The following is a 25,626-nucleotide window of genomic DNA, read 5'->3' as shown; positions in this document are numbered from 1 at the left end:
TTTCATTCCTTACGAATCAGTTGAATGCGGTTCTGGTTTGTCTTGATGTAGTTCTAACCAAGTTTTCAATACCAGTGTTAATAAGGCTAAGAAAGCAAGCAATGAGGACACGGCAAAGGCTGCGCTGAAGGTGTACTCGTTATATAAAATTTCAACATGCAGTGGCAGAGTATTGGTTTCACCACGGATGTGTCCCGAAACTACCGATACTGCGCCAAACTCACCCATTGCGCGGGCATTACACAAAATCACACCGTAAATCAGACCCCACTTAATGTTAGGCAGAGTGACTTTCCAAAAGGTTTGCCAACCTGATGCACCGAGTACAATAGCTGCTTCTTCTTCCTCTGTTCCTTGCGCTTCCATAAGAGGAATTAACTCACGTGCAACAAATGGAACTGTGATAAAGATGGTCGCTAAAACAATTGCAGGTACGGCATATAAAATCTTAATGTCATGATCCATTAACCAGCCGCCTAACCAACCTTGAGCACCAAAAATCAGTACAATCATTAAACCTGCAATAACAGGTGAAACTGAAAAGGGCATATCAATAATGGTGGTTAAAACTGCTTTGCCTTTAAACTGGAATTTAGAAACAGCCCATGCTGCCGCAACACCAAAAATCACATTAATCGGAACGGCAATTGCTGCGGTGAGTAATGTTAATTTCACTGCTGACAGGGTATCTGGATCAATTAAAGCTTGAACATAGACTTCAAGGCCTTGTTTAAATGCTTCAACAAAAACCAGAATAAGTGGCAGCATGAGGCAGCTAAGGAAAAAGATCAGCGCAATTGTAATGAGCGTATAACGTACCCAAGTTGGTTCACGAGTTGCATCACGGGATTGCAATTTCAAAGCAAGAGCATTGCTGTCGGTATGTAGGTTCATGTGATATTTCTCCCTGTACGACGGTTTGCCCATGCTTGAAGTAAGTTAATGACAAATAAAATAATGAAAGAGAGAACTAACATCACTGCAGCAATAGTCGTTGCACCTGCATAGTCATATTCTTCAAGGCGAGAAATGATCATGAGCGGGGCAATTTCTGTTTTAAACGGCTGGTTTCCTGCAATGAAAATTACAGAACCATATTCACCTACACCGCGAGCAAATGCTAAAGCAAAGCCTGTAAATAGAGCAGGGAGTAATATGGGCAAAATAATTTTAGTAATGGTCTGCCAGCGATTTGCCCCAAGTGCAGAAGCCGCTTCCTCAAGCTCGGTTTCGATATCGCTTAATACCGGTTGAACAGTTCGAACAATAAAAGGAATACCAATAAATACTAAAGCTAGCGTAATCCCGATAGGGGTATAAGCAACATGAATACCAAGTGGTTCTAAATATTGACCAATCCAGCCAGTTGGTGCATAAAGCGAAGTAAGTGCAATACCTGCGACTGCCGTTGGTAGTGCAAAAGGTAAGTCTACTAAAGCATCAACTAGACGTTTTCCGGGAAAGTTATAACGGACAAGGCACCAAGCTAAAAGTAGTCCGAAAACAACATTAATAAACGCCGCAATTAAAGCTGAACTAAAGCTGAGTTGAAGCGATTTTAAAATACGTTCAGAGGTTAAAATTTCCCATAGTCCGTCCCATCCGATTCCAAATGATTTGATAAAGACTGCGGCTAATGGAATAAGCACAATAAAAGAAACGTAGGCGAGGGTGAAGCCCAATGATAGACCAAACCCAGGCAGCACTCGGGATCGCTGCGACATGATATTTCCTCAAAGAGAAAAGCCTGCTGAAACCAGTAAGCGAATAAATAAAGATAAACGGCGCGGTATAAAGCGGGGTATTAAGCAAATTTCAAAGAGAAATGTGTCTTTACCGGATCAATAGATGAGTGGCTACACATCGAATCTTCAGGAAGTAGATAGTTCAGTAAGTCAGGAAATGGGCCAAAACCAGAAGCAACATTAATATGCCCAACTTGTCCAAGATTAATCGGGTCTAATTGCCAAGCTTTAGCAAGTTGTAAAGCATCGAAAAAATCTAGCCAAGGATCATTTTCACTAATCAGCAGTGTTGTAGGCACATTAATTTTTAACTGATGAAAATAATCTTTGTAGTCAGTCAGGCTATGGCGGGCAAAACCTGCTTCACCAAAACGTGCTGGATTTGCAGGAGCAACCAAAATTAATTTTTTAACTTGAAGTTGTAAATCAGGATGCTCAGCCAAAGCAGCAACACTGGTTAAGCAACCGAAACTATGCGCAACGATTTGTACGGGTGCTTGTACTGCTTGAACTGTTTTAACAAATTGCTCAATCCATTCACTTAATACGGGTCTATCCCAGTTTTTTTGCTCAACACGAGAACTAGACACGAGTTGACGCTGCAACCAAGATTGCCAATGTTGATGTTCACTTCCACCTACACCTGGGACAATTACAGAGTGAGTCATGTCTGTTCTCCTTATCGTTAGTACAAAGAATTACTTCTCTGCACTATTGATTTTCACGATTTGATCGAAAACACCACCATTATCAAAGTGTTGTTTTTGTACTTTTGTCCAACCGCCAAACTCTTTATCAATTGTCACGAGTTTCAATGGTTTAAATACATTGCTGTATTTTTTGAGTACAGCTGCATTACGCGGACGGTAGAAATTACGTGCTGCAATTTCTTGGCCAGCAGGTGAGTACAGGTAGTTGAGGTAACCTTTCGCGATGGTGAGATTGCCTTTTTTGGCAGCGTTTTTCTCAACAACAGCAACTGGTGGTTCAGCTAAAATAGATAGAGATGGGGTAATAATTTCAAACTTGCCTGGCTGTTCGCGAACAGCTAAATGAGCTTCGTTTTCCCAAGCAAGCAATACGTCACCAATGCCACGTTCAGCAAAAGTTGTTGTTGCACCACGTGCACCTGAGTCTAAAACTTTAGTGTGCTTATAAATTTGGCGGACATATTCTTGTGCTTTAGCATCGTTACCACCTGGTTGATGTTTTGCCCAAGCCCAAGCTGCAAGATAGTTCCAACGAGCACCGCCAGAAGTTTTCGGGTTTGGTGTAATAATTTCTACACCTGGTTTGATTAAGTCACCCCAGTCTTTAATTTGTTTAGGGTTACCCTTACGTACCAAAAACACGATTGTTGATGTGTATGGTGTAGAGTTTTGTGGCAACTTCTTTTGCCAATCAGTTGGAAGTAATTTTGCTTTTTCAGCAATTTCGTCAATATCAGCTGCAAGTGCTAATGTCACAACGTCAGCATTTAAGCCATCAATTACTGCACGAGCCTGTTTACCAGAACCGCCGTGTGATTGCTTAAACTGAATATCTTGACCAGTACGCTGCTTCCAGTAAGTACCAAACTGTTTATTAAAGTCTGTATATAACTCACGAGTAGGATCGTAAGAAACGTTTAAAAACTCTTGCGCTGCAAATGATGAAACAGAAAGAAGCGCAGCAATAACCCCAACTTTTAATTGAGAAAAACGCATGAGATAACCCCTCAAAAATACGAAATGTTCAAAACATGAACGCAGAATAGCGCTACTCTTTATTCTAAAAAAATAATAAAAAACGAATTTAATATGAAAAAAATAGAAATAATAAAAATGGATAAACTATTCTTAAATCTTGATATATAACAAGTTTCAAAAGTACAAACTAAATCGGTATAATTTTTAAAAATCAGTCGTTTATTAATTAAATGAATGGTGTTGTATTGTTGAGTGGTTTTTAAATAAAGGACGGATTAAACATGTGGTGTTTTAAAAATGGACAACCTGTTGAAACCATTCCGTTACTAGACCGAGCATTTCATTATGGAGATGGTTGCTTTAGCACAATTCGTGTTTTTCAGAATGAGATAGAGCTTAAAGCTCGTCACTGGGAACGTCTAAAACTTGCTTGTCAAAAACTAGCTTTAATTGCAAATTTTGAATTAATTGAACAAAGTTTGCAGCATTTATACCAACAAAACCTTGTACTCAACGGTACTTTAAAAATTGTGATTAGCCGCGGTGAAGGTGACCGTGGTTATAGTTTGCCAAAGCATGAAGCAGATATTTATGTCTGGTTTTATCCAAAAGCACTGCAGCAATTCCAACCCGACTTTATACAGTGCGGGGTTTTAAATCAGGCCTTAGGTTTAACCATGCCGAGTCTAGTTGGACTTAAATCTTTAAACCGTCTGGAACAGGTACTGCTAAAAAAAGAAGCAGATCAACAAGGATGGTCAGAAGCATTAGTATCTGATGTACAAGGTTATATTGTTGAAGGGGTAAGCAGTAATTGTTTTATTCGTTTAAATGATAGATGGATTACACCGGAACTTCGCTATAATGGCGTCCACGGTGTGATGCGTGCAGAAATTTTGGCACGTATGCAGCACCATGGAATTGCCTGCGAAGTCAGAATAATTGAATTAGATGAAGTGCCACAAATACAGAGTCTATTCTTTTGTAATGCTTTACATCCAATGCGAGTGGTTACTCAAATCGGTGAACAAACTCTAGATTCACAGGCGTGCCTAAATTTATTTCATAATCTTAACTTGAATCAGATTCATTAATATGCCGAAGCCACCTGTGAACGCGAAAGCAAAAAATGCTAAAAAAAAGGGCAAGAAAACAGCATCTCATTTTCCTAAAAAGTTGGTGCTGATTGGCTTTTTTATCGTTTTAATTTCTATTTTTGCTATTTTGTGGTCAAGTTTATTTAAAGCTTATCCTGTTGAAGGGAAAAAGCAGATGCTATCGATCACATCAGGTGAGACCTATTCTGGTTTTATTGATCGTTTAGCCAAAGAAAATAAAATCCATTTCCCAATTGTACTTAAGCTTTATCAAAAGTTTATGATTCATGACAGCATGAAAGCTGGTGTGTATGAAATCGAACAGGGAATGAGCGTAAGACAAGTATTGGAGATGTTGTCTAATGCTGATAATGCTCAGATGAACCGTATTTTGGTGATTGAAGGTACGACTTTTAAACAGCTTATTACTGCACTCAAAAATGATAAAAATGTAAAAAATACAATACTCGATTTACCAGATGATCAGCTTATGAAGGCTTTAGGTATTCCTTATCATCATCCCGAAGGTTTATTTGCGCCTAACACTTATTTCTTCGCAAAGGGTGAGACTGACAAAAAAATCCTCACCGATTTATATCATCATCAAATGAAAGCTTTAGATACTGCTTGGGCAAATCGCGCACCAAACTTACCCTATAAAGATAAGTATGAAGCTTTAATTATGGCTTCAATTGTTGAAAAAGAAACAAGTATAGATAGTGAGCTTGAGCAAGTATCTGGTGTATTTGTACGCCGTTTGAAAATTGGTATGCGTTTACAAACTGACCCAACCGTGATTTATGGAATGGGTGATAACTATAAGGGTAAGATCAGTCGCGAAGACTTACGTACACCAACCGCATATAATACCTATACAATTAACGGCCTACCGCCAACACCAATTGCTTTGCCTAGTCAAAAAGCAATTGAAGCAGCACTACATCCAGATGACTCAAATAATATTTATTTTGTGGCAACTGGTAATGGTGGTCATAAATTTACAGCAGATTTACAGGCTCATAATCAAGCGGTGCAAGAGTACTTATCCGTGTTGAGATCGAAGAAATAAGGAAAAGAGATGTTTATTAGCTTTGAAGGCACGGAAGGGGTAGGTAAAACTACACTCATTCGAAAAATTCATCAGCATTTTGAAGAGCAAGGTAAACAAGTTGTTTTAACTCGCGAGCCAGGTGGTACACCGCTCGCAGAACAAATACGTTCGATGCTTTTAGCGGTAAATCATGATGAAAATATGAGTCATGATACTGAGCTACTCTTAATTTATGCGGCACGTGCTCAACACTTACAACAAGTGATTTTGCCGGCTTTAGCCTCTAACAAAATTGTTTTAAGTGATCGTTTCACAGATGCCAGCTTTGCTTACCAATGTTCTGGTCGTGGTTTAAGCCAAGATAAATTACAGCTTTTAAATCAGAATTTTGTTTCACGTATGCCAGAGGTGACTTTCTGGTTAGATGCACCGATTGAACTCGGTATGAATCGTGCGCGTGAACGTGGAGCTTTAGACCGTTTCGAGCAAGAAAAGTTAAGCTTCTTTACTAAAGTTCGCGAAGGTTATGAGACTTTATGGAAATCTGAACCAGAACGTATTAAACGTTTAGATGCTACGCAAAGTCCTGAACAGGTATTTGAGCAAGCCTTGCAATACTTAGGATAAATAATAAAAGCCACTCTCAGTTCTGTGGGAGTGGTTAAAAATGACGACAAATCTGCTTAAAAAGATCATAGAACATATTGAACAGTATTTTATGCTATTTTGAATACTGTTCTAAAATTGAAGAAAAATAAGGATGAAAAGTTCAAAAGAAGAAATCATAGCGTTTCTTGAAAAGGAATTTCCCCCAAGTCTTGAACATTGCACGATTGAATCAGTTACGCCTAGAGCTGCTGTCGTTTATTATCATGTAGATCAAAGACATCAACGCCCAGGTGGTACCATATCTGGTCCAACCATGATGACTTTGGCAGATTTTGCTTTGTATATTGCAATACTCGGTGAAATTGGAATTGTGGGTTTGGCGGTAACGACGAATTTTAATATTAATTTTCTAAGAAAACCCGCAGGTGATAAAGACTTACGTAGTGAATGTAAGCTTATGAAAGTAGGAAAAAGCTTAGTCGTGGGTGAGGTCTGGATTTATTCAGTTGGGCTAGAAGAACCAGTAGCGCATGTGACCGCGACTTATTCAATTCCACCCAGATCACAAATATAAAACTAAATAAAAAGCACAGCCAGAGCTGTGCTTTTTTGTAGAAAAATAGCCTAAGTGTCGGTATTAACCAAGGGCTGCTCTACTGCAAAGTTTGGAGGCGTTAGAACTGTTTTACGAATCTCACTCGAAGTTTCCGGATAATCTAGAGTGTAATGTAGGCCACGCGATTCTTTACGTTGCATAGCACAGCGCACAATCATTTCAGATACTAAAACAAGGTTACGCAGTTCAATCAGGTTTTTGCTGACACGGTAGTCTTGATAATACTCAGTGATTTCACGCTTTAACATTTCTATACGGTGTAAAGCACGTTCTAAACGTTTTGTGGTTCTGACAATACCAACATAGTTCCACATGGTTGAACGTAACTCATCCCAGTTTTGTAAAATAACCACATCTTCATCTGGGTTGGTTACTTGTGAATCATCCCAAGTTGGTACTTCTGGTAATTTGAAGTTTTCATCAAATTTATTTTCGATGTCTTTTGCTGCACTCATACCGTAAACAAAGCACTCAAGTAACGAGTTACTTGCCATACGGTTTGCACCATGTAAGCCTGTATAAGAGGTTTCACCAATTGCATATAGACCTTCAATATCGGTCTGGCTGTTGGAATCAACTACAACACCACCACATGTATAATGTGCAGCCGGCACCACCGGGATCATGTCTTTAGTGATGTCGATACCTAGCTCAAGCAATCTTGCATAGAGTGTAGGGAAATGCTCTTTAATAAACTCAGGTGATTTGTGGGTAATGTCTAACCAGACATGACGAATACCGAGACGCTTGATTTCGTGGTCAATGGTACGTGCCACAATATCGCGAGGAGCCAACTCTGCACGATCATCGAAACGTAGCATAAAACGTTCGCCGTCTGGCAGGCGTAAATAAGCACCTTCACCACGCATCGCTTCAGTAATTAAGAAAGAACGTGCTTGCGGATGATATAGGCAGGTTGGATGAAACTGGTTAAATTCCATATTGGCTACACGGCAACCTGCGCGGTAAGCCATAGCAATACCATCACCTGTAGCAATATCTGGATTAGATGTATAAAGATAAGCTTTCATCGCACCACCGCAAGCAAGTGCGGTAAATGGAGCAAGGAAAGTATGAACTTTTTCTGTTTTTTCATCTAATGCATATAAACCAATAGCACGATTCGCTTGATCTATATGACCCAACTTATGCGACGTAATTAAATCAATCGCAATGTAATTTTCAAAAATTGTAATATTCTTGCGTTCTTTCGCTCGTTCAACCAATGTAGTTGAAATAGCTTTGCCTGTTGCATCAGCAGAATGGATAATACGGCGCTGTGAGTGACCGCCCTCACGAGTTAAATGAAGCTGTTCATCTTCATCTAAGGTGAACTGCACGCCTTGCTTTAAAAGAAAATCAACAGAAGGACGACCACCTTCTACAGTATGCTGTACTGCATCTATTTCACATAAATGAGCACCTGCAATCATAGTGTCATTAATATGTTGTTGAATAGAGTCAGTTTCATCAAGAACTGCAGCAACACCACCTTGTGCATAGAAGGTACTTGCTTCAGTTAAAGCAGCTTTGGCTAAAACTGCAATATTAAAATGACTTGGTAACGATAAAGCTAAGCTTAAACCAGCACCGCCACTGCCCACAATAATCACGTCAAAGTGGTGAATTGTCTGTTGATTAGGCATGTCCATTCGCATCAATTTAAAACGTCCGCTAATGACACCCCTTTTTACCTAAAAAGGCAAGAGCTTAAGCGCTCTAAGTCACAGAAAAATTGCAATTAGCTTAAAAAACTGCAATGTGTAAAATAAACGTGATGAGGATGCCTTACAAATAAACATATTGTTACGCACAATTCCAAAGCGTTGTGATACAACAGTTTTATTCTTATTCTCGTAGACCAATTGTGGGTGAGCACCGAATGAAATCTCGCTATTTACAACAAGGAATGTATGCAGCGGTATTTACAGTTGCTGCTGTTCAAGCAAACGCTGCTGTTGATTTTTCAAACCTCGTTGAACAAGTTAGTCCGGCTGTGGTGAGTGTAAACGTTGTAAAAAAAATGACGCAGGATGAACTGTTACAGCAGCAAGTTCCTGAAATTTTAAAACGTTTCTTTGGTAATCAGGTTATCATTCCACAGCAACAAGGTCCTCAAGAAAAAACCGCATACGGTAGTGCATTCTTTATTAGTAAAGATGGTTACTTACTTACGAACCATCATGTGATTGAAAATGCTTCCCGCATTAGTATTACTTTAAATGACCGTCGTGAGATTGATGCAACTGTTGTTGGTAGTGATGAACGTACCGATGTTGCCTTATTAAAAGTGAATGGAAATAATTATCCTGCTTTAAAAGTAGGAAATGTTGACCGTTTACGAGTGGGGGAGCCAGTTTTAGCGATTGGTTCGCCATTTGGTTTTGACTACTCAGCTTCAGCAGGTATTGTCAGCGCTAAATCACGTAACATGAGTGGTGAAACCTCTGTACCATTTATTCAAACAGATGTAGCTTTAAACCCTGGTAACTCAGGCGGTCCATTGTTTAACCAAAATGGTGAAGTTGTCGGGGTGAACTCACGTATCTTTAGTGGTACTGGCGGTTATATGGGCTTGTCTTTCTCTATTCCAATCGATGTAGCGATGGATGTAGCTGAACAGCTTAAAACAAAAGGCAAAGTTACTCGTTCATACCTAGGCGTTATGATGCAAGATATTGACCGTAACCTTGCCGATGCTTACAAACTGCCTAAACCAGAAGGTGCTCTTATCACACAAGTTACGCCAAATTCACCTGCTCAAAAAGCAGGACTTAGAGCTGGCGATGTGATTTTAAAACTTAATGGTGCTTCTGTACTTCGTACAAGTGATTTGCTCTATGCCTTAAACAAAGTACAGCCAAACCAAACAGTTCAGTTTGAAGTATTACGCGATGATAAAACTCGTAATATTTCGGCAACTCTGGCAACTGCACCAGATGAAACACCTGCTACAGGTACTCAGGCTTCTACTTCTAAAGGTCCAGTATTAGGCATGAGTATTCGTGATTTGGCTGAACCAGAGAAAAATGCGTTAAGCGTGAAAGGTGGTATTTATGTTCAAGATGTTCGCCGTGGTGGGCTAGCATCATTGTCAAATATCATTCCTGGTGATGTAATTGTTCAGGTTAATAATACTCAAATTTTGAATAGCCAAGATTTTGCTAAAGTTGTTTCTAGCTTACAAAAAAATACGGTTGCTCGGGTTGGGATTATTCGTCAAGGCCAACGAGCAATGCTTGGTTTGCGCATCCAGTAATATGACATAAAAATGAGCCACCCTGAAAATGGGTGGTTTTTTATTATTTGGATTCGGCATAATGTGATCTAGCTAATTTGAATGTAGCTTTAGATTTAATAATTAAAGTGGGTGTTTTGTGAGCAGTATTTTCGATTTACATATTCAGGTTCAGCCACAGCATATTGATGCTTTGGGCCATGTTAACAATGTAATGTATGTCCAATGGATGCAAGATGTTGCAGCTGCTCATGTTGAAACATTAGGAGTAGGCGTAACCAAATATCTTGAGCTTAAACATGCAATGGTTGCTGTTGAGCATCATGTACAATACCGTAAAGCTGCGTTTGAAGGCGAAGAAATCGTACTACGGACATGGCTCGATGATATCAATGCACTTTATTCATTTCGTCAGTATGTTTTTTTTCGCCCTTCTGATCAGGCTGTCTTATTTGTTGGGAATACCAAGTGGGCATGTATTGAAATTGAATCTGGCCGACCAAAACGTATGTCACCGACTTTTACACAAGCCTATAAGCCACTTGACTCAAGTATAAATCCTTTAGATTTTACTATTTCGTATAGAAGCGATTAAGAGAGATCAAAATTTGGAACATTTATTTTCGATTGAAACTCCTAGACTAATTTTAAGTGAATTGGAGGAAGGTGATAAAACATCTGTTTTTGAATTATTTTCAAATTCAACAGTACTTGAATTCTATGATTTGAAAGCTTTTGTTTCCTTAGAAGAAGCGGAAGTTTTGATTGAAAAAATGCATCTAAAATGGAAGACACGTATAGGTTTTAGGCATGCTATCCGTCTTAAACAAAATAGAACTATGTTGGGAACATGTGGTGTAAATAGCATCAAGCAAGTTGATAATGATTTCGCTGTAGTGATTGGTTATGAGCTTCACCCGAAGGCATGGGGTATTGGCTATATGCAAGAAGCGCTTACAGGGATAATTCAGTATTTGAAGCAAGAACGTTTATTTGGGAACAAAATAAAATATATTTGGGCTGAAATATTTGAACGGAACATTAAATCTCAGCAAGTTGTAAATAAACTTGGATTTGAATTAATTGGTAAAACAGTTAATCACACTAACAATACGGTATCTGACAACTTACTCAAATTTGAGCTGAAGTTGTACTAATTTAAGTTTTCTTTAAAGAACATTACTTGGTTACATAAAGAAGTTTAAAAGCTTTTTTAAAAGAAATAATTTATATCTTTTTCATTTCTGCAATCTGCTATAATCTCTCGCAATTTGTTAAACCGCTTTGGCTATGTATTAAAACAAGCTACATAGCACTTTATATTTTCTCAAGGTAGCCCATGGCGCAAGCTAAAAAATCAGTTGATATCAAAAATATCCGAAATTTCTCGATTATCGCTCATATCGATCATGGTAAGTCTACTTTGGCTGACCGTTTTATTCAGATGTGCGGTGGCTTACAAGATCGTGAGATGCAAGCTCAGGTCTTGGACTCAATGGAGCTTGAGCGCGAACGTGGGATTACCATTAAAGCAGCGTCTGTGACATTGTATTACACCCATCCAAATGGGCAAGAATATCAGCTTAACTTTATTGATACCCCGGGGCACGTTGACTTCTCGTATGAAGTATCGCGTTCATTAGCAGCGTGTGAAGGCGCGTTATTGGTCGTAGATGCGGCGCAAGGCGTAGAAGCTCAATCAGTTGCAAACTGTTATACCGCGATTGAACAAGGCCTCGAAGTTCTTCCTATTTTAAATAAGATTGATTTACCGCAGGCTGAACCTGAACGTGTAATTCATGAAATTGAAGAAATTATCGGGATTGAAGCGACGGATGCGCCAACTTGTTCAGCAAAAACAGGTTTGGGCGTTGAAGGTGTATTAGAACGTTTAGTCGATGTTATTCCAGCGCCAGAAGGTGATCGTGAAGCTCCACTTCAAGCGTTAATCATCGATTCATGGTTTGATAACTACTTAGGTGTAGTCTCTCTTGTCCGCATTAAAGAAGGTCGTATCCGTAAGGGCGATAAAATGTTGGTTAAGTCGACAGGACAAACTCATCCGGTAACTTCTGTAGGTGTATTTAACCCTAAACATACTGAAACCGATATTCTTGAAGCTGGCGAAGTAGGATTTGTTATTGCTGGTATTAAAGACATTTTTGGTGCACCAGTAGGTGATACTATTACGCTTGCGTCTACACCAGATGTTGCAACTTTACCTGGTTTTAAAAAGGTTAAACCACAGGTTTATGCGGGTCTTTTCCCAATCGATTCAAGTGATTTTGAACCATTCCGCGAAGCATTACAGAAATTACAAATTAACGATTCTGCCTTGTTCTTTGAACCTGAAAGTTCTGATGCACTTGGTTTCGGTTTCCGCTGTGGTTTCTTAGGCATGTTGCATATGGAAATCGTACAAGAGCGTTTAGAGCGTGAGTATGACCTCGATTTGATTAGCTCTGCACCAACAGTAGTCTATGAAGCCGTTACCAAAAAAGGCGATACGATCTATATCGACAGTCCGTCTAAAATGCCTGATGGTTCAGTTGTTGAAGATTTACGTGAGCCAATTGCTGAATGTCATATTCTTGTGCCACAAGAGTACTTAGGTAATGTCATGACCTTATGTATTGAGCGTCGTGGTGTACAAAAAGACATGAAATTTTTAGGTAATCAAGTTTCGATTACTTTTGAAATTCCAATGGCTGAAGTCGTGATGGATTTCTTTGACAAGCTCAAATCATGTTCACGTGGTTTTGCATCGCTAGACTATAACTTCGTACGTTTCGAAAGTTCATCTTTAGTTAAGGTTGATGTATTAATTAATAGTGAAAAGGTTGATGCCTTGGCTATGATTTGTCACCGTAATGATGCTCGCCATCGTGGTATTGCTTTAGTTGAAAAAATGAAAGATTTGATTCCACGTCAAATGTTTGATGTTGCAATTCAGGCTGCTATTGGTGCTCAAATTATTGCTCGTTCGACTGTTAAGGCGATGCGTAAAAACGTTCTAGCAAAATGTTATGGCGGTGACGTGTCTCGTAAGAAGAAATTACTTTCTAAACAAAAAGAAGGTAAGAAACGTATGAAACAAGTGGGTAGTGTAGAAATTCCACAAGAAGCGTTCTTAGCTGTTTTGAAAGTAGAAAGATAAAAGAAAGGGCTGGGATGAACTTATATTCTCCCAGCCATAAAGCAAGCAGCTAGGCTGCGAGTGAGGTCATGTGGATTTTGATTTTAATTTAATTCTTGTTCCAGTTACGCTGATTTTATTTGCAGTGTGGTTGCTAGATAAGCTTGTTTTTAAACAGCGTGCAAATAAAGGGCGAGAGAACGAAAATTTTGTTATTACATGGGCCTATGACTTTTGGCCAGTTTTAGCTGTTGTGCTTGTACTTCGCTCATTTCTTTATGAGCCATTTAATATTCCATCAGACTCTATGGTTCCAACTTTAGAGACTGGCGATTTTATCTTAGTTAATAAATTCGACTATGGTGTGCGTTTACCTATCGTAAATAAAAAAGTCATTGATGTAGGTGAACCGAAACGTGGTGATGTCATCGTATTCCGTTACCCACCTCAACCGACGATTAGTTATATTAAGCGTGTAATTGGTTTACCAGGTGACCATATTGTTTACGATCATGGACAATTGATTATTAATGGTCAGAAAATTCCTAAAGTACCAACACAATTTAGTCGTGAAAAAGATGCTTTAGATACACCAACGTCTATTTATCATAAAGAAACAATTGGTGATCATACCTTTACGATGCGTGAACTCGAAGGTGTAAACGTTGCGCGTCAGGCACCATTTATCAACTATGTTGATAATGGCAAATATTCAAACCAAGACGGTTTATATTGGGAAGTAACTGTTCCGAAAGGACATTACTTTGCAATGGGGGACAACCGTGATCAAAGTGCTGACAGTCGTTTCTGGGGGTTCGTTCCTGAAGAAAATTTAACAGGCCGAGCTTTCTATGTCTGGATGCACAAAGAACCTGGTTTCCACCTGCCAAGCTTTAACCGAAATGGAAAAATAGATTAAAAACAACTATTAGGAAAACAAAAATGCGTAAGGCACAACAGGGTACTTCGTATTTAGCAATTTTATTTGGGGTGGTTATATTTGCAATTGCGGCGAAAGCCGTACTTGCAGTTTGGCCAGCATATTGGGATGATCGTGTGATTAATAATCAGATTACAGAGCTCATGCAACAAAGCTCAGCTGATATCACACCCCAAAAATTTATGACACAGATGGACCAACGGCTGGAAATGAACAATATTCGTGATCTCCATTTTAAGGAAATTGCTGAAGTGTTTAACGAGTCTGGTCTAATCGTCAAAAAGAAATATGAAGTAAGAAAACCTTTCTTACTAAATATTGATTTAGTTTTAACATTTGAGAAGAGTTTTGACAAAACATCAGTTCAAACTAAGTGATCCTCGCTTACTCAGTCGAATCGGTTATCAATTTAAGCAGCCCGAATTGCTACAGTTAGCTTTGACTCATCGTTCGGTGAGTCATAAGTATAACTATGAACGTCTGGAGTTTTTAGGCGATTCGTTGTTGGGGATGATCATTGCCAATTATTTATACCATGCCTATCCACATGAAAATGAGGGGCGTTTAACACGTATGCGTGCGACTTTAGTTCGCCAAGAAGCATTAGGTAAAATTGCAACCGATTTGCAACTTAGTCGGTGTTTAATATTAAGCACAGGCGAGTTGAAATCTGGTGGTCATCATCGTGAGTCAATATTAGCGGATACGGTAGAGGCGATTATTGGTGCAATTTATCTTGATAGTAGTGATCTGAACCTACTCAAAGATATTGTGTTAAAATGGTATGTACCTTATTTAGATCATATTGAGCCAACAGATCAACTCAAAGATCCAAAATCACGTTTACAAGAGTATCTACAAGCACGTAAAAAACCTCTCCCTGTTTACGAGGTTGTAGATATTCAGGGTGATGCACCTCATCAACACTTTAAAGTCGAATGTTTGGTAGATGGTTTACCAAAGATTTATGGTGAGGGGTCAAGTCGTCGTTTTGCCGAGCAGGCAGCAGCGGCGGAAATTTTAAAGTTATTGGAGCAATAACCTGCATGTCGATGCATTCTGATCAAATCAATCCAGATTCAAATGAAAACCAAGATCCAAACAATCTGATTGATCAATTTTTTAGTTCCAAAGGCGTTACAATTCCTTCGGATTTTAAGAGCGGATTTGTGGCGATTGTAGGACGTCCAAATGTGGGTAAATCTACCCTCATGAACCATTTATTGGGTCAAAAACTCTCAATTACTTCACGTAAACCTCAAACGACTCGCCATAAAATTATTGGTATTGATTCACGTGAGAAGATGCAAGCGGTTTATGTAGATACACCGGGAATGCATAAGAAAGAAGTACGAGCGATCAATAAAATGATGAACCGCGCTGCTCATTCTGCATTACGTGATGTTAACTTGGTTTTATTTGTTATCGATGCGTATAAGTGGACTCAAAATGACGATTTAGTGCTTGAGAAACTCAAGAACGCTGAAATGCCAGTTATTTTGGTCATTAATAAAGCTGATACTTTTGAAGATAAAAGAGAGATTCTTCCTTTAATTCAAGAACGTACCAAGCTTATGAATTTTGCTGAGATTGTTCCTGTTTCTGCTCTTCGTGGAGCAAACTTGGAACATTTAAGTGAAACGATTGAAAAATATCTTCCTTATCAGCCGCCACTGTATTCATTTGATCAAATTACGGACCGTTCAGAACGCTTTTTAGCAAGTGAAATCATCCGTGAAAAAATTATGCGTCAGTTGGGTGAAGAGTTACCATATGATTTAACAGTACAGATTGAATCTTTTAAAACAGAAGAGGCAACTGTTAATGAGAAAAATGGTCGATTAAAACCAGCTTGTACCTATATTGATGCAACAATTTTTGTCGATCGTCCTGGCCAAAAAGCGATTGTGATTGGTGAAAAAGGTGCCAAGCTTAAAACGATTGGTATGGATGCTCGCAAAGACATGGAAAAAATGTTCGAACAAAAGATCATGCTTACCTTATGGGTTAAGGTTAAAGGCGGTTGGTCTGATGATGAACGTGCTTTGAAAAGTTTAGGATATAGTGATATCTAACAAGCAGGGAATACTGGTATGAAAACAATTACATCAATATTGGCTATTATTGGGTGTACATTGATGTTACAAGGTTGTGTATATAAGCTTGTAACCGTACCAGTAGGTATTGCTTATAAAACAACTAAAGGTGTGGTGAAGGGTACAGCTGCTGTTGTAGGAGCTGTAATTCCTGATGGTGATGATGACGATAAAAAAGAAAAAGAATCTAAGGAATAGTTTCTTTTTATGATGCGCAATGAAGTCCTACATGGATATATGATTCACCATCGTAAATATCGTGAAAAAAGCCATATTGTGCATCTCTTCACTCAGGAATACGGGCGGGTCGATGGCATTTTAAGACAGACTCCGCCTCCCCAATATCAACCAATTCGGTTGCAAGCTACAGGTAAAAGTGAACTCAAAAATTTTACGAAGCTGGAAATATTAAATCAGCCAGTTTTCTTTTTTGGTGATGCTTTTTTTGCTGGCTTTTACTTAAATGAAATTGTTCTAAGACTTTGTCCTCTAGAAGAACCAATGCCACAAACTTTTGAACAATATCAATTAACTTTGCTTCAGTTACAACAATTATCTTCTCACGAAAATCCCGATCTTTTTCTCAGACAGATCTTAAGGCAGTTCGAACATATCTTACTTCCAGAGTTGGGCTATGCAATTGATTTTTCAGTTGATAGCTCACAAAAAGAAATTTTGCCAAATCAGTTTTATCAATTTCAAGTGACTGAAGGCTTTGCTCCCGTTGTCCAGGCAGGCCGCTCATCTTTGTCGGGAAAAGCAATTTTATCTATGTTGGATTATGAGCAAGGGCAGGATTTTTCTCACGAACAATTGCAATTATTAGGTAAACTATACCGTCAAATGATTACATCGCTTTTAGGTGATCGTCCCCTAAAAAGTCGACAATTGTGGATTCAAAATACTCAAACTCAATCGTAATTAGGATTTATTTATGGCTGCATTGCTTGGTGTAAACATAGACCATGTTGCTACTCTAAGACAGGCGCGCGGTACTACTTACCCAGACCCTGTAGAAGCTGCTCTTATTTGTGAACAAGCTGGTGCAGAGGGGATTACTTTGCATCTTCGTGAAGACCGCCGCCATATTCAAGATGATGATGTGCGTCGCATGCGCCCATTGTTAAAAACACGTATGAATCTAGAGTTGGCCGTTACTGATGAAATGGTTGAGTTTGCCAAAGAAATTAAACCACAGCACGTGTGTTTCGTTCCTGAAAAACGTCAGGAAGTAACAACTGAAGGTGGTTTAGATGTAGTAACTAACTTTGAAAAAGTTAAGGCTGCAACCCAGACTTTAGCTGCTTTGGGATGTGACGTATCATTATTTATTGATGCGGATTTTGCTCAAATTGATGCGGCAGTTGCATGTGGCGCACCTACGATTGAATTACATACAGGTGCATATGCTGATGCAGCAACAGAACAAGAACAACAAGAAGAGCTGGCTCGTATTGTAAAAGGTGTTGAATATGCCGCTTCAAAAGGTTTGGTTGTAAATGCAGGACATGGCCTTAACCTAAAAAATATTGCACCAATTGCAGCAATTCCACAAATCCATGAATTAAATATTGGTCATTCAATTATTGCAGATAGTGTTTTTGTAGGTCTGGCACAGGCTGTTAAAGATATGAAAAAAGCGATTCAGGCAGCAGGATAAGTAGTAATGTCGAGTATCAATTACGATGAATTAATGCAGCCTGTGTTGGCATTTTTGGGGTGTCAAACTCCAAATGAATGGTTAGATGAGGCCGTTAATAATTTAGACATCTTGATGCAAGATCATGCCAATTGTGAGAAAAAAGCAGCCGGTACGGCAATGAACTTGATGTTCCGCTATAGTTTTTTTACAGATCTACAAGTCAAACTTGCTCAACTTGTACGTGAAGAAATGCTTCACTATGAACAAGTTCTCGAGTTTATGACGAAACGTGGCCAAGAGTGGAAAGGTTTAAGCGCAGGACGATATGCAGGTGGCTTACGAAAAGAAATACGTACCTATGAGCCAGAAGCTTTAATTGACGTACTAGTTATTGGGGCCTTTGTAGAAGCACGTTCGTGTGAGCGTTTTTATGCACTTGCCCCGCGTGTAGATGACGAACTTGGACGTTATTATCGTTATCTGCTGAAGTCGGAATCTCGTCATTTTGAAGACTATTTAGCACTAGCGCTTGATGTCGCAAAAACTGCCAAAATGAAAGATCCTGAAGAGGATATTCAGCAGCGTATTGAACATATCCGTGAGGTTGAAAAGAACCTGATTTTGACTCCGGACGATACTTTCCGCTTTCATAGTGGTATTCCTGCATAGTCTTGGATGCCTCAAATAAAAAAGTTTACCTTTCATGGTAAACTTTTTTATTAGGTGAACTTCATCCTTTGGCAGCAGACATGTTCTGCTTTTAGTTCTTTAATGCATATAATTATTTAATAAATATATTTTTTATAGATTTTAATTTCTCATAAAATTTTTAAAAAAACTTTTATTTTTTTAGGCTAAAAATAAATATTATGTAAATATAAAGGCTGATATGTTCATCATGAGTTCAACTGAAATAGTTGATTATTTCTAAGGATATAAGAATGTTAGCATTAGTTACAGGTGCATCGGCAGGTTTTGGTTATAGCATTTCAAAAAAATTGATTGAGTTGGGCTATAAAGTTATTGGTTGCGGAAGACGGGCAGAAAAACTAGAAGAATTAAAACAAGAACTTGGTGAGAAATTCTACCCACTCGTGTTTGATATGACAGATACAGTAGAAAATATAAATAAGTTATTTAAAGAATTACCAAATGAATTTCAAATCGATCAAATTGACTTACTGGTCAATAATGCAGGCTTGGCATTGGGTCTAGAGCCAGCAGATAAAGCTGAATTAGATGATTGGTACACGATGATTGATACCAATGTTAAGGGGCTGGTTACTATTACCCGACTAATTTTACCAAGTATGGTGCAGAAGAAATCGGGTCTAATTATTAATATGGGGTCAATTGCAGGAACATATCCATATCCTGGTGGTAATGTATATGGGGCAACAAAAGCTTTTGTAGAGCAGTTTAGTTTAAATCTACGTGCAGATTTGGCTGGTACTGGCGTGCGAGTAACGAATATTGAGCCAGGGTTGTGTGGTGGTACCGAATTTTCTCTTGTACGTTTTAAGGGGGATCAGGAGAAAGCTAGTAGTTTATATGATAAAAAGAATCCAATCTTGCCTGAAGATATTGCAAATACGGTCGCATGGATTGCATCGCAACCACCGCATATTAATATTAACCGTATAGAAATGATGCCAACAACGCAAACTTTTAACCCTTTAAAAGTTGTGGAAGTCGAATAATAGAATTTTAAAAATGATCTAAAGATGGAGAGGTTATTCTTTAAATTTAGATCTAATGATTCGATCTGGTAAATATTCGAATTATGAAAAGCAAATCCTCTACAGGCAGTAGGGGATTTTTTTTATAGGTATACTTTAATAGAAGGCAATAAAAAAGCCCGCTTTAATGCTGCGGGCTTTTTAATATTTGGCTCTCCCACCTGGGCTCGAACCAGGGACCTGCGGATTAACAGTCCGTCGCTCTACCGACTGAGCTATGGGAGAATCTGCATGCGATTATAAGGAGATTTTGACAAGGGTCAAGTGAAAATCGTCATGTTTCATTCATTTTTGTGTTGTATGCTTTTTATTTGATCAAGTTGAGTGGCGAGGATATAAATTACTTGCACTTTAAAAACTCAATTGCTAGATTCAAAAAAGAACAAGCGTTTGGAGTAATCCAAACAGTGTGGATTTAAACCAACTTGCCAGCACTAAAATGGCTAAATCGGAGATAAGTATGAAAACACTTACTGTTGCTTCTATTTTTTCTAATTTTGATTTTTATCAACGCAATTATCTCAATATTTTAAATCAACCAGAATCTTATTACACACTTGTAGAAGATGCATGGATCAATGCTTTTCCATTTAAAAAGCAGGATTTGTACTTAGGTGACTTATTACAACTCTGGTTTAGTTCAAAATGGGATGCGCATATTTCACTGAAAGTTTTAAAGTCTTGCAATATATTAGATCAATCTAAACCCCTTTATATTTTCCAGCTCGAAGGGGAGTTATTGTGGGGTAAAAATAAAGTTTTAGCTTGGTCTACTCAGTTTCATAAAGTGATAGAGCTTCAACTTAAGAATATTTGGGCACCTTATGTGGTTGCACAAACTTGTGACCGTCCAGATCTTCCTGACTTAATAAAAAAGGCAGCCGTTTAAAGCTGCCTTAGTTTTTATGGTCGAATAATCATACAAGTCGCTGTTGCATAAGCATAAAGTTTACCTTCTTCATCAATAATTTTGCCTTCGGAAATACCCAAATTTTTACTTATATTAATAATCTTACCTGTAGCAATTAAAGTCTGATTTTGAGGAATAGGGCGACACATTTTTACATTCAGATCGATAGTTCCATAACCTACACCGGCGGGTAACATCGTATGCACAGCACAGCCAGTCACTGAATCTAGAACAGTTGCAGCGAAACCACCATGTACGCCACCTAAAGGGTTTAAATGGCTATGATCTGCTTGTGCTTTAAAAGTTACTGATCCTTCAGAAATTTCAGTGGGTTGCATAGGTATAGTTTTGCTAATACTCGCAGGCGGAATGTGGCCTTCAACCATGGCTTGTAAAAATTCGAGGCCTGTCATTTCCATAGGATTTTTCATTTTTGAGTCCTTCAATCAATAAAGTTCTAAAATGGAACTTGTTGATAAGTTAGGCGTTAAACAAACTATTGTCAAGTTGCTAAATACCAGAAAAATAGTTGCGTTAACTGTTCATAAACTTGTAAAGTTGAATTAGGCAGAATATTTTATAAATCTAAAAATATAAATTTCGTATGGAAAATAATAATGAACGGTCAGTGTTTATGTGGTGAAACAACTTTTGAAGTTGAATTAAAAAATCATGATGTTCATGTTTGTCATTGTTCGATGTGTCGAAGACAAACCAGTGGTGTCATTATGACAGTTGATGTAGTTAAAGGTAGTTTAAAGTTTGTTCAGCAAAAGCATCTTAGTGTATTTAACTCTTCTGAATGGGGTGAAAGGGGCTTTTGTAATGCTTGTGGAACAATAATTTTTTGGAGAACTAAAGATCATAGTTATTGCAATATCAATGCATTTTCCTTAAATGAGCCAGTAGAAGGTTTACACCTTGATATGGAAATTTTTATTGATTCAAAACCCGATTTTTATAATTTTCAGAATGATACCAAGAAACTAACTGGGGCCGAGGTGGTTGCGCTATTTAACCCAGAATAATTTTAATTATAAAAAAGGCCTCAATTTTGAGGCCTTTTTTAGTTTTACAAATTATTTAGCAGCTTTTTCAGCTTCGATAGATGCAATTGCAGCATCCACACCTTCGATTGATTCAGCAGCTTTTTTGATACGTGCTAACGCATCAACAAGTACTTCATCAGCTGTTGCATATGAAATACGCATGAAGCCGCCTAAACCAAATGCATCACCAGGAACAACTGCTACGCCAGTTTCTTCAAGTAACCATTCAGAGAATTCTGTGCAAGACTTTAAGCCTTTTGCACGAATAAGAGGGCGAATGTTTGCATACGCATAGAATGCACCATCAGCAGGTAAGCAAGAGATACCTTTGATGTCGTTTAAGCCATTAACTACTAAGTCATGACGACGTTTAAACGCTTCAATCATTGGCTCTAAAACATCTTGTGGACCATTCAATGCAGCTTCAGCAGCAACTTGTGAAATTGAAGTTGGGTTAGAAGTTGATTGAGACTGGATTTTTTTCATTGCACCAATGATTTTTGCTGGGCCGGCTGCATAGCCAATACGCCAACCAGTCATCGCATATGCTTTAGATACACCATTTAAAACAATTGTGCGGTCATATAAATCTGGAGCAACAGTTGCAATGTTGTAGAACTCATCTTCCCAACGAATTGGTTCATACATGTCATCAGAAGCAACAAATACTTGTGGATGACGACGTAAAACTTCTGCTAAAGCTTCTAATTCAGCTTTGCTATAAATCATACCTGTTGGGTTAGATGGGCTGTTTAATACCACTAAACGAGTGTTTGATGTAATCGCAGCTTCTAATTGTTCAGGTGTAATTTTGAAACGTTGGTCTTCACCACATTTCACAATAACTGGCGTACCTTCAGCAATAATCACCATATCTGGATAGCTTACCCAGAATGGAGCAGGGATGATCACTTCATCACCTTTGTTTAATAATGCAAGTGCCAAGTTAAAGAAGCTTTGCTTACCACCACATGAAACCAAAATTTGGTTCGCTTGATAATCAAGATTATTATCACGCTTAAACTTAGCAATAATTGCTTTTTTTAACCCAGGAGTACCATCTACAGCCGTATATTTGGTGAAACCATTATTAATCGCTTCAATTGCAGCATTTTTAATGTGTTGAGGGGTATCAAAATCTGGCTCGCCAGCACCTAAACCAATCACATTCTTGCCAGCAGCTTTAAGCTCAGCAGCTTTGTTAGTTACAGCAAGTGTAGGGGACGGTTTGATGGCATTGACACGATCAGAAAGACGTACGTCCACGGCAATATTCCTCTTATGGGATTAAAAAATAAAAAGCATACTATCTTATCGCAAAAATTAAGTAATTTGCGGATGTGGGTATTTTTAGATGTAAAAAAGTTTAATTTAGAAACGTTCTTGTTGCGGTTTTATTCAATTGAAGCTTTTTTCGAAAGAAATGAGAAAAATCCTTTATAATAAATCGCAATCGAAATATCGAGACTGAATTATGACTGAGCAACAGCCAAAACAGAAAAAGGCTTTGGTGAAATTGCCATTCCCAATGCCTAATGAAAGCAACCAAGCTGGCGATGCTGTACACAACCAAGTGCGTCCGAAGCCAGAGCAATATGCAGATAGAACTTGGATGCCACCTCGTGGTACTCGTCGTTCTATGGGTAAGCGTTAATAAAAAAACAGGCAATATGCCTGTTTTTTTTATTATTGTAGTACTTCTTGATAATAAATTTTTTTCTTTTGATACATGTGATGATCTGCACGTTTTAACATCTCTTCCACTTGTTCATTTTCTTTTGTCGTTGCGTGTCCAATTGCAATACTAATAGGATGGCTTGAGTAATATTGATTATCGATATTAAAAAGCTCCTGAATAGTTTGAAGCATAATCAATACATTTGCCTCATCTGCACCAGGCATCAAAATTACGAACTCGTCTCCACCAATTCGGGAGGCAGTATAAGCAGTATTCGTAATAGCTTGGTTTAAAATATTCCCCACACGACGTAATAAACCGTCACCAATATCGTGGCCAAGTTGATCATTCGTTTCTTTTAAACCATTCATGTCTAAAAAAATTGAAGAAACAGGACGAATAATGCTGCGGTTTAAACGATTAAGCTCTTCTGTAAAGAAAGCACGGTTATAAAGTTTAGTCAGTACATCATGCTGACCTAAATATTCTAAATAATTTTCAGCTTTCTTTCGTGCGGTAATATCTGTAAGAGCAACCTGTACCAATCCCCAAGTATCTTCATAACCGGGGAATACGGTAAATTGCAGTAAAACATTTCTGATTTGGCCATCTAATGCATAGTTAACGGCTTCACGCTTATGGTGAATATTTCCTTGCCAGAGTTCAATTAGTTGTTCTCTAAAAGTTTCCACCATCTCTTCAGCAAAAATTTTATGCGTATTTTTTAAGAGAGCGGTTTTGTCGGGTGCTTTAAATAAATCAAGAGTCGACTGGTTAACATCTAAAATTAAAATATCTTCGATACATTGACGCACAAATTCAGGATGTACATCTAGAAAAGTTCTAAAGTCTTCAATACCTAATAGCCTAAGCTGATCAATTCTATTTTTAATACGGCTAAAATCTTCAACCCAAAGAGAAGTGGGGGAGTAGATAAACATTGATTCTGCTAGACGTCGATTTTTCTCTTCCTGACGAAGTGCATTTTGATAAGGCGTAATGTCTTCGGTGGTAATTAAAATACGGTCAAATGTAGTTTCAGAACCCGGTAAAATTGCTCCCCGTAGTTGTACATCAATACGTTTACCAGAGAGCGTGTAATTTATAGTGGTACTTGAGAAATGAGTTTTGCCATTCCATAACGCTTCGAGTTCATGAACATGAGCTTCAAACATCTCTTTTTTAAAAATAAGATTTAAATTGGCGCATAATTCTTCTTGGTTTTTTGCTTCAAAGAGTTCTAATACTTTTTGGTTGACCTTAATAATTTTAATTTTATGGGCGCATTCGACAATCAAATTTTCATTTTGACTTAGAAATTCATAAAGGTTTTCGACCCCTTGATTTCTCCATAGATCAAATAGCTGTTTAACTTCACTGAAGTCCTCAATCCACATTGGAATTGGGGTTAGGTCAAAAATTGAAGAATCTAAAGTTTCCATTTGTTTCTTTAAGTATTCAGTTTGTCTTAAAGTATAATGAGAAAAATTAGGATTTGGGAAAATAATCAATTTAAATCTTTAGAATAATTAAAATAATGAGAAAGCAGAATTTATCTGCTTTACTCATAAGATATCAAAATAAATTAACGGTTAATCGGGTGGTCGATATTTTTCTCGCCGCGCCATAATTTAATGAAGTCTTGTTCATCAAAATCATAAAGTTCCATCAGTGCCACAATGACACTGACAAAAATCATTGCGCCTTCTGAGTTACCATGAATATTGAAAATCTTGCCATTGAGCTTACCTAAAATATCACTCAATTCGTGCTCTCGGCCTCTGCCATAGCGGTCACGAGGGTACAACTCTTCATTTAAAACAATCAGCGCTATTGCTTTTTCAGCATCTGATAAATCAGTTTTATCTAAAGCATCTTCAAAAGATTCACTGCCATGATTAAAGTAAAAAATAACCTCATCGTTAATAAAACTTTGAACCATTTTTTGAGTGAGTGTCGGAAACTGTGAAACAGCATTATCTTCAACATAAGGTTTAAAGGATTCTGGAAAAATCACGTTGTGATATATGCCTTTAAAAAGCGGGGCAATTTCAGAAACTTTATAACCCGCGATCCCACATCCTAAAGCAGTGACAAAGTATTTCATTTTAGGATGATTTTTTGCATAAATTTTAAAGTCTTCAACATAATGCTCGATTTGGGAGAGAGGCATTTGTTGAATGTGTTCATTTAAGGTTGGAATTGCAAAGCTTTGTCCAGCCCAGCCACGTCCCACACCTTCTACAGCCCCAAAATGCTGACTGGCAACACGTGCGGCTCCACTACCATGTTGCCCAGCCATATTACTACCGAAGACAAACACTGTATCTTCAGGGAGTTCAGTTACAATACTTTCATCATGATATTGATAGGTCATGGTTATGCTTTTTAT

Annotated in this window: 29 protein-coding genes, 1 tRNA gene and 1 pseudogene; 21 read left to right on the top strand and 10 right to left on the bottom strand. The window is 38.1% G+C overall.

The features are described from left to right. Positions 1-9 precede the first annotated feature (9 nt). From cysW to CSB87_RS04590, 4 genes are all read right to left on the bottom strand, one after another. Positions 10-894 (bottom strand): sulfate ABC transporter permease subunit CysW, encoded by an 885-nt coding sequence (cysW, locus tag CSB87_RS04605; protein WP_004707525.1) that lies wholly within the window; start codon positions 892-894, stop codon positions 10-12. After that, positions 891-1,724 carry a sulfate ABC transporter permease subunit CysT gene (cysT, locus tag CSB87_RS04600; RefSeq protein WP_004707527.1) on the bottom strand — a complete coding sequence of 278 codons (834 nt, stop codon included), beginning with the start codon at positions 1,722-1,724 and terminating at the stop codon, positions 891-893. The genes cysW and cysT overlap by 4 nt, the downstream gene beginning before the upstream one ends. An 80-nt stretch (positions 1,725-1,804) precedes the next feature. Continuing rightward, a complete protein-coding gene (locus CSB87_RS04595; RefSeq protein ID WP_004885816.1) occupies positions 1,805-2,413 on the bottom strand; it encodes an RBBP9/YdeN family alpha/beta hydrolase in 609 nt (202 codons plus the stop codon). A 30-nt stretch (positions 2,414-2,443) separates the two neighbouring features. After that, entirely contained in the window at positions 2,444-3,451 is a 1,008-nt protein-coding gene (locus CSB87_RS04590) for a sulfate ABC transporter substrate-binding protein (RefSeq protein WP_002052521.1), read from the bottom strand. Between the two features lie 263 nt (positions 3,452-3,714). Between CSB87_RS04590 and pabC the strand changes: the two genes are divergently transcribed. The 4 genes from pabC to CSB87_RS04570 all read left to right on the top strand — a co-directional run bounded on the left by pabC (position 3,715) and on the right by CSB87_RS04570 (position 6,764). Next, positions 3,715-4,527: an aminodeoxychorismate lyase gene (pabC, locus tag CSB87_RS04585; RefSeq protein WP_031953078.1), complete on the top strand. Its 813-nt coding sequence runs from the start codon at positions 3,715-3,717 to the stop codon at positions 4,525-4,527. 1 nt (position 4,528) lies between these two features. Beyond that, a complete protein-coding gene (mltG, locus tag CSB87_RS04580; RefSeq protein ID WP_002052517.1) occupies positions 4,529-5,599 on the top strand; it encodes an endolytic transglycosylase MltG in 1,071 nt (356 codons plus the stop codon). 9 nt (positions 5,600-5,608) lie between these two features. After that, positions 5,609-6,208, top strand: coding sequence for a dTMP kinase (tmk, locus tag CSB87_RS04575; RefSeq protein WP_002052412.1), 600 nt, complete (start codon positions 5,609-5,611; stop codon positions 6,206-6,208). 133 nt (positions 6,209-6,341) lie between these two features. Beyond that, complete coding sequence (locus tag CSB87_RS04570; protein WP_031953076.1) at positions 6,342-6,764, top strand: PaaI family thioesterase; 423 nt, start codon at positions 6,342-6,344, stop codon at positions 6,762-6,764. Between the two features lie 50 nt (positions 6,765-6,814). Here the strand turns inward: CSB87_RS04570 and nadB are convergent, their stop codons facing one another. Then, positions 6,815-8,458 carry an L-aspartate oxidase gene (nadB, locus tag CSB87_RS04565; RefSeq protein ID WP_031953075.1) on the bottom strand — a complete coding sequence of 548 codons (1,644 nt, stop codon included), beginning with the start codon at positions 8,456-8,458 and terminating at the stop codon, positions 6,815-6,817. A 230-nt stretch (positions 8,459-8,688) separates the two neighbouring features. Here nadB and CSB87_RS04560 point away from each other — a divergent pair, with 230 nt between their 5' ends. The 13 genes from CSB87_RS04560 (at position 8,689) to CSB87_RS04500 (ending at position 19,558) form a co-directional block, all read left to right on the top strand. After that, positions 8,689-10,065, top strand: a complete 1,377-nt coding sequence (locus CSB87_RS04560; protein WP_004707541.1) for a Do family serine endopeptidase — start codon at positions 8,689-8,691, stop codon at positions 10,063-10,065. Between the two features lie 118 nt (positions 10,066-10,183). After that, on the top strand, positions 10,184-10,639 hold the full coding sequence (locus CSB87_RS04555) for an acyl-CoA thioesterase (protein WP_022575280.1): 456 nt from the start codon (positions 10,184-10,186) through the stop codon (positions 10,637-10,639). 13 nt (positions 10,640-10,652) lie between these two features. Then, a complete protein-coding gene (locus CSB87_RS04550; protein WP_004885833.1) occupies positions 10,653-11,201 on the top strand; it encodes a GNAT family N-acetyltransferase in 549 nt (182 codons plus the stop codon). Between the two features lie 182 nt (positions 11,202-11,383). Then, positions 11,384-13,201: a translation elongation factor 4 gene (gene lepA, locus CSB87_RS04545; RefSeq protein WP_002052578.1), complete on the top strand. Its 1,818-nt coding sequence runs from the start codon at positions 11,384-11,386 to the stop codon at positions 13,199-13,201. Between the two features lie 70 nt (positions 13,202-13,271). Beyond that, entirely contained in the window at positions 13,272-14,099 is an 828-nt protein-coding gene (gene lepB, locus CSB87_RS04540; RefSeq protein ID WP_002052421.1) for a signal peptidase I, read from the top strand. Positions 14,100-14,122: 23 nt separating this feature from the next. Continuing rightward, positions 14,123-14,497, top strand: a complete 375-nt coding sequence (locus CSB87_RS04535) for a DUF4845 domain-containing protein (protein ID WP_001224037.1) — start codon at positions 14,123-14,125, stop codon at positions 14,495-14,497. Beyond that, a complete protein-coding gene (rnc, locus tag CSB87_RS04530; RefSeq protein WP_004707545.1) occupies positions 14,469-15,161 on the top strand; it encodes a ribonuclease III in 693 nt (230 codons plus the stop codon). Before CSB87_RS04535 ends, rnc begins: the two co-directional genes overlap by 29 nt. Before the next feature lie 11 nt (positions 15,162-15,172). Next, a complete protein-coding gene (era, locus tag CSB87_RS04525) occupies positions 15,173-16,195 on the top strand; it encodes a GTPase Era (RefSeq protein ID WP_079376989.1) in 1,023 nt (340 codons plus the stop codon). An 18-nt stretch (positions 16,196-16,213) separates the two neighbouring features. Beyond that, positions 16,214-16,414 carry an NF038104 family lipoprotein gene (locus CSB87_RS04520; protein WP_004885836.1) on the top strand — a complete coding sequence of 67 codons (201 nt, stop codon included), beginning with the start codon at positions 16,214-16,216 and terminating at the stop codon, positions 16,412-16,414. 9 nt (positions 16,415-16,423) lie between these two features. Next, a complete protein-coding gene (gene recO, locus CSB87_RS04515) occupies positions 16,424-17,137 on the top strand; it encodes a DNA repair protein RecO (protein ID WP_004707550.1) in 714 nt (237 codons plus the stop codon). A 13-nt stretch (positions 17,138-17,150) separates the two neighbouring features. Continuing rightward, entirely contained in the window at positions 17,151-17,876 is a 726-nt protein-coding gene (gene pdxJ, locus CSB87_RS04510; RefSeq protein WP_004707553.1) for a pyridoxine 5'-phosphate synthase, read from the top strand. A 6-nt stretch (positions 17,877-17,882) separates the two neighbouring features. Then, positions 17,883-18,527: a tRNA-(ms[2]io[6]A)-hydroxylase gene (locus CSB87_RS04505; protein ID WP_002052437.1), complete on the top strand. Its 645-nt coding sequence runs from the start codon at positions 17,883-17,885 to the stop codon at positions 18,525-18,527. Positions 18,528-18,799: 272 nt separating this feature from the next. Beyond that, positions 18,800-19,558, top strand: coding sequence for an SDR family oxidoreductase (locus tag CSB87_RS04500; protein ID WP_031953070.1), 759 nt, complete (start codon positions 18,800-18,802; stop codon positions 19,556-19,558). Positions 19,559-19,746: 188 nt separating this feature from the next. On the opposite strand, the gene CSB87_RS04495 is transcribed toward CSB87_RS04500, so the two are convergent. Next, positions 19,747-19,822: transfer RNA gene (locus tag CSB87_RS04495), tRNA-Asn, on the bottom strand. Positions 19,823-19,880: 58 nt separating this feature from the next. On the opposite strand from CSB87_RS04495, the pseudogene CSB87_RS04490 reads away from it, so the two are divergent. After that, positions 19,881-20,016: pseudogene (locus CSB87_RS04490) on the top strand (hypothetical protein). A gap of 41 nt (positions 20,017-20,057) precedes the next feature. Further along, complete coding sequence (locus CSB87_RS04485; RefSeq protein ID WP_031953068.1) at positions 20,058-20,486, top strand: hypothetical protein; 429 nt, start codon at positions 20,058-20,060, stop codon at positions 20,484-20,486. 14 nt (positions 20,487-20,500) lie between these two features. Here the strand turns inward: CSB87_RS04485 and CSB87_RS04480 are convergent, their stop codons facing one another. Further along, complete coding sequence (locus CSB87_RS04480) at positions 20,501-20,938, bottom strand: PaaI family thioesterase (RefSeq protein WP_004707558.1); 438 nt, start codon at positions 20,936-20,938, stop codon at positions 20,501-20,503. 186 nt (positions 20,939-21,124) lie between these two features. On the opposite strand from CSB87_RS04480, the gene CSB87_RS04475 reads away from it, so the two are divergent. Continuing rightward, positions 21,125-21,535 (top strand): GFA family protein, encoded by a 411-nt coding sequence (locus tag CSB87_RS04475; protein ID WP_031953066.1) that lies wholly within the window; start codon positions 21,125-21,127, stop codon positions 21,533-21,535. 51 nt (positions 21,536-21,586) lie between these two features. On the opposite strand, the gene CSB87_RS04470 is transcribed toward CSB87_RS04475, so the two are convergent. Then, a complete protein-coding gene (locus CSB87_RS04470; RefSeq protein ID WP_031953064.1) occupies positions 21,587-22,822 on the bottom strand; it encodes a pyridoxal phosphate-dependent aminotransferase in 1,236 nt (411 codons plus the stop codon). A gap of 208 nt (positions 22,823-23,030) precedes the next feature. On the opposite strand from CSB87_RS04470, the gene CSB87_RS04465 reads away from it, so the two are divergent. After that, positions 23,031-23,210 (top strand): hypothetical protein, encoded by a 180-nt coding sequence (locus tag CSB87_RS04465; protein ID WP_000139632.1) that lies wholly within the window; start codon positions 23,031-23,033, stop codon positions 23,208-23,210. A gap of 32 nt (positions 23,211-23,242) precedes the next feature. Here CSB87_RS04465 and CSB87_RS04460 read toward each other — a convergent pair whose 3' ends face one another. Beyond that, positions 23,243-24,676: a diguanylate cyclase domain-containing protein gene (locus CSB87_RS04460; protein ID WP_031953063.1), complete on the bottom strand. Its 1,434-nt coding sequence runs from the start codon at positions 24,674-24,676 to the stop codon at positions 23,243-23,245. Positions 24,677-24,819: 143 nt separating this feature from the next. After that, the gene (locus tag CSB87_RS04455; RefSeq protein ID WP_002052788.1) at positions 24,820-25,611 is read right to left on the bottom strand and encodes a hypothetical protein; all 792 of its coding nucleotides are present in this window, start codon (positions 25,609-25,611) and stop codon (positions 24,820-24,822) included. Between the last annotated feature and the right edge of the window lie 15 nt (positions 25,612-25,626).

This window comes from Acinetobacter sp. AR_0276 (assembly GCF_003000705.1).
Lineage (GTDB): Bacteria > Pseudomonadota > Gammaproteobacteria > Pseudomonadales > Moraxellaceae > Acinetobacter > Acinetobacter nosocomialis.
The sequence above is the reverse complement of the archived record's forward strand: the minus strand, read 5'-3'. Positions and strand labels throughout refer to the sequence as shown.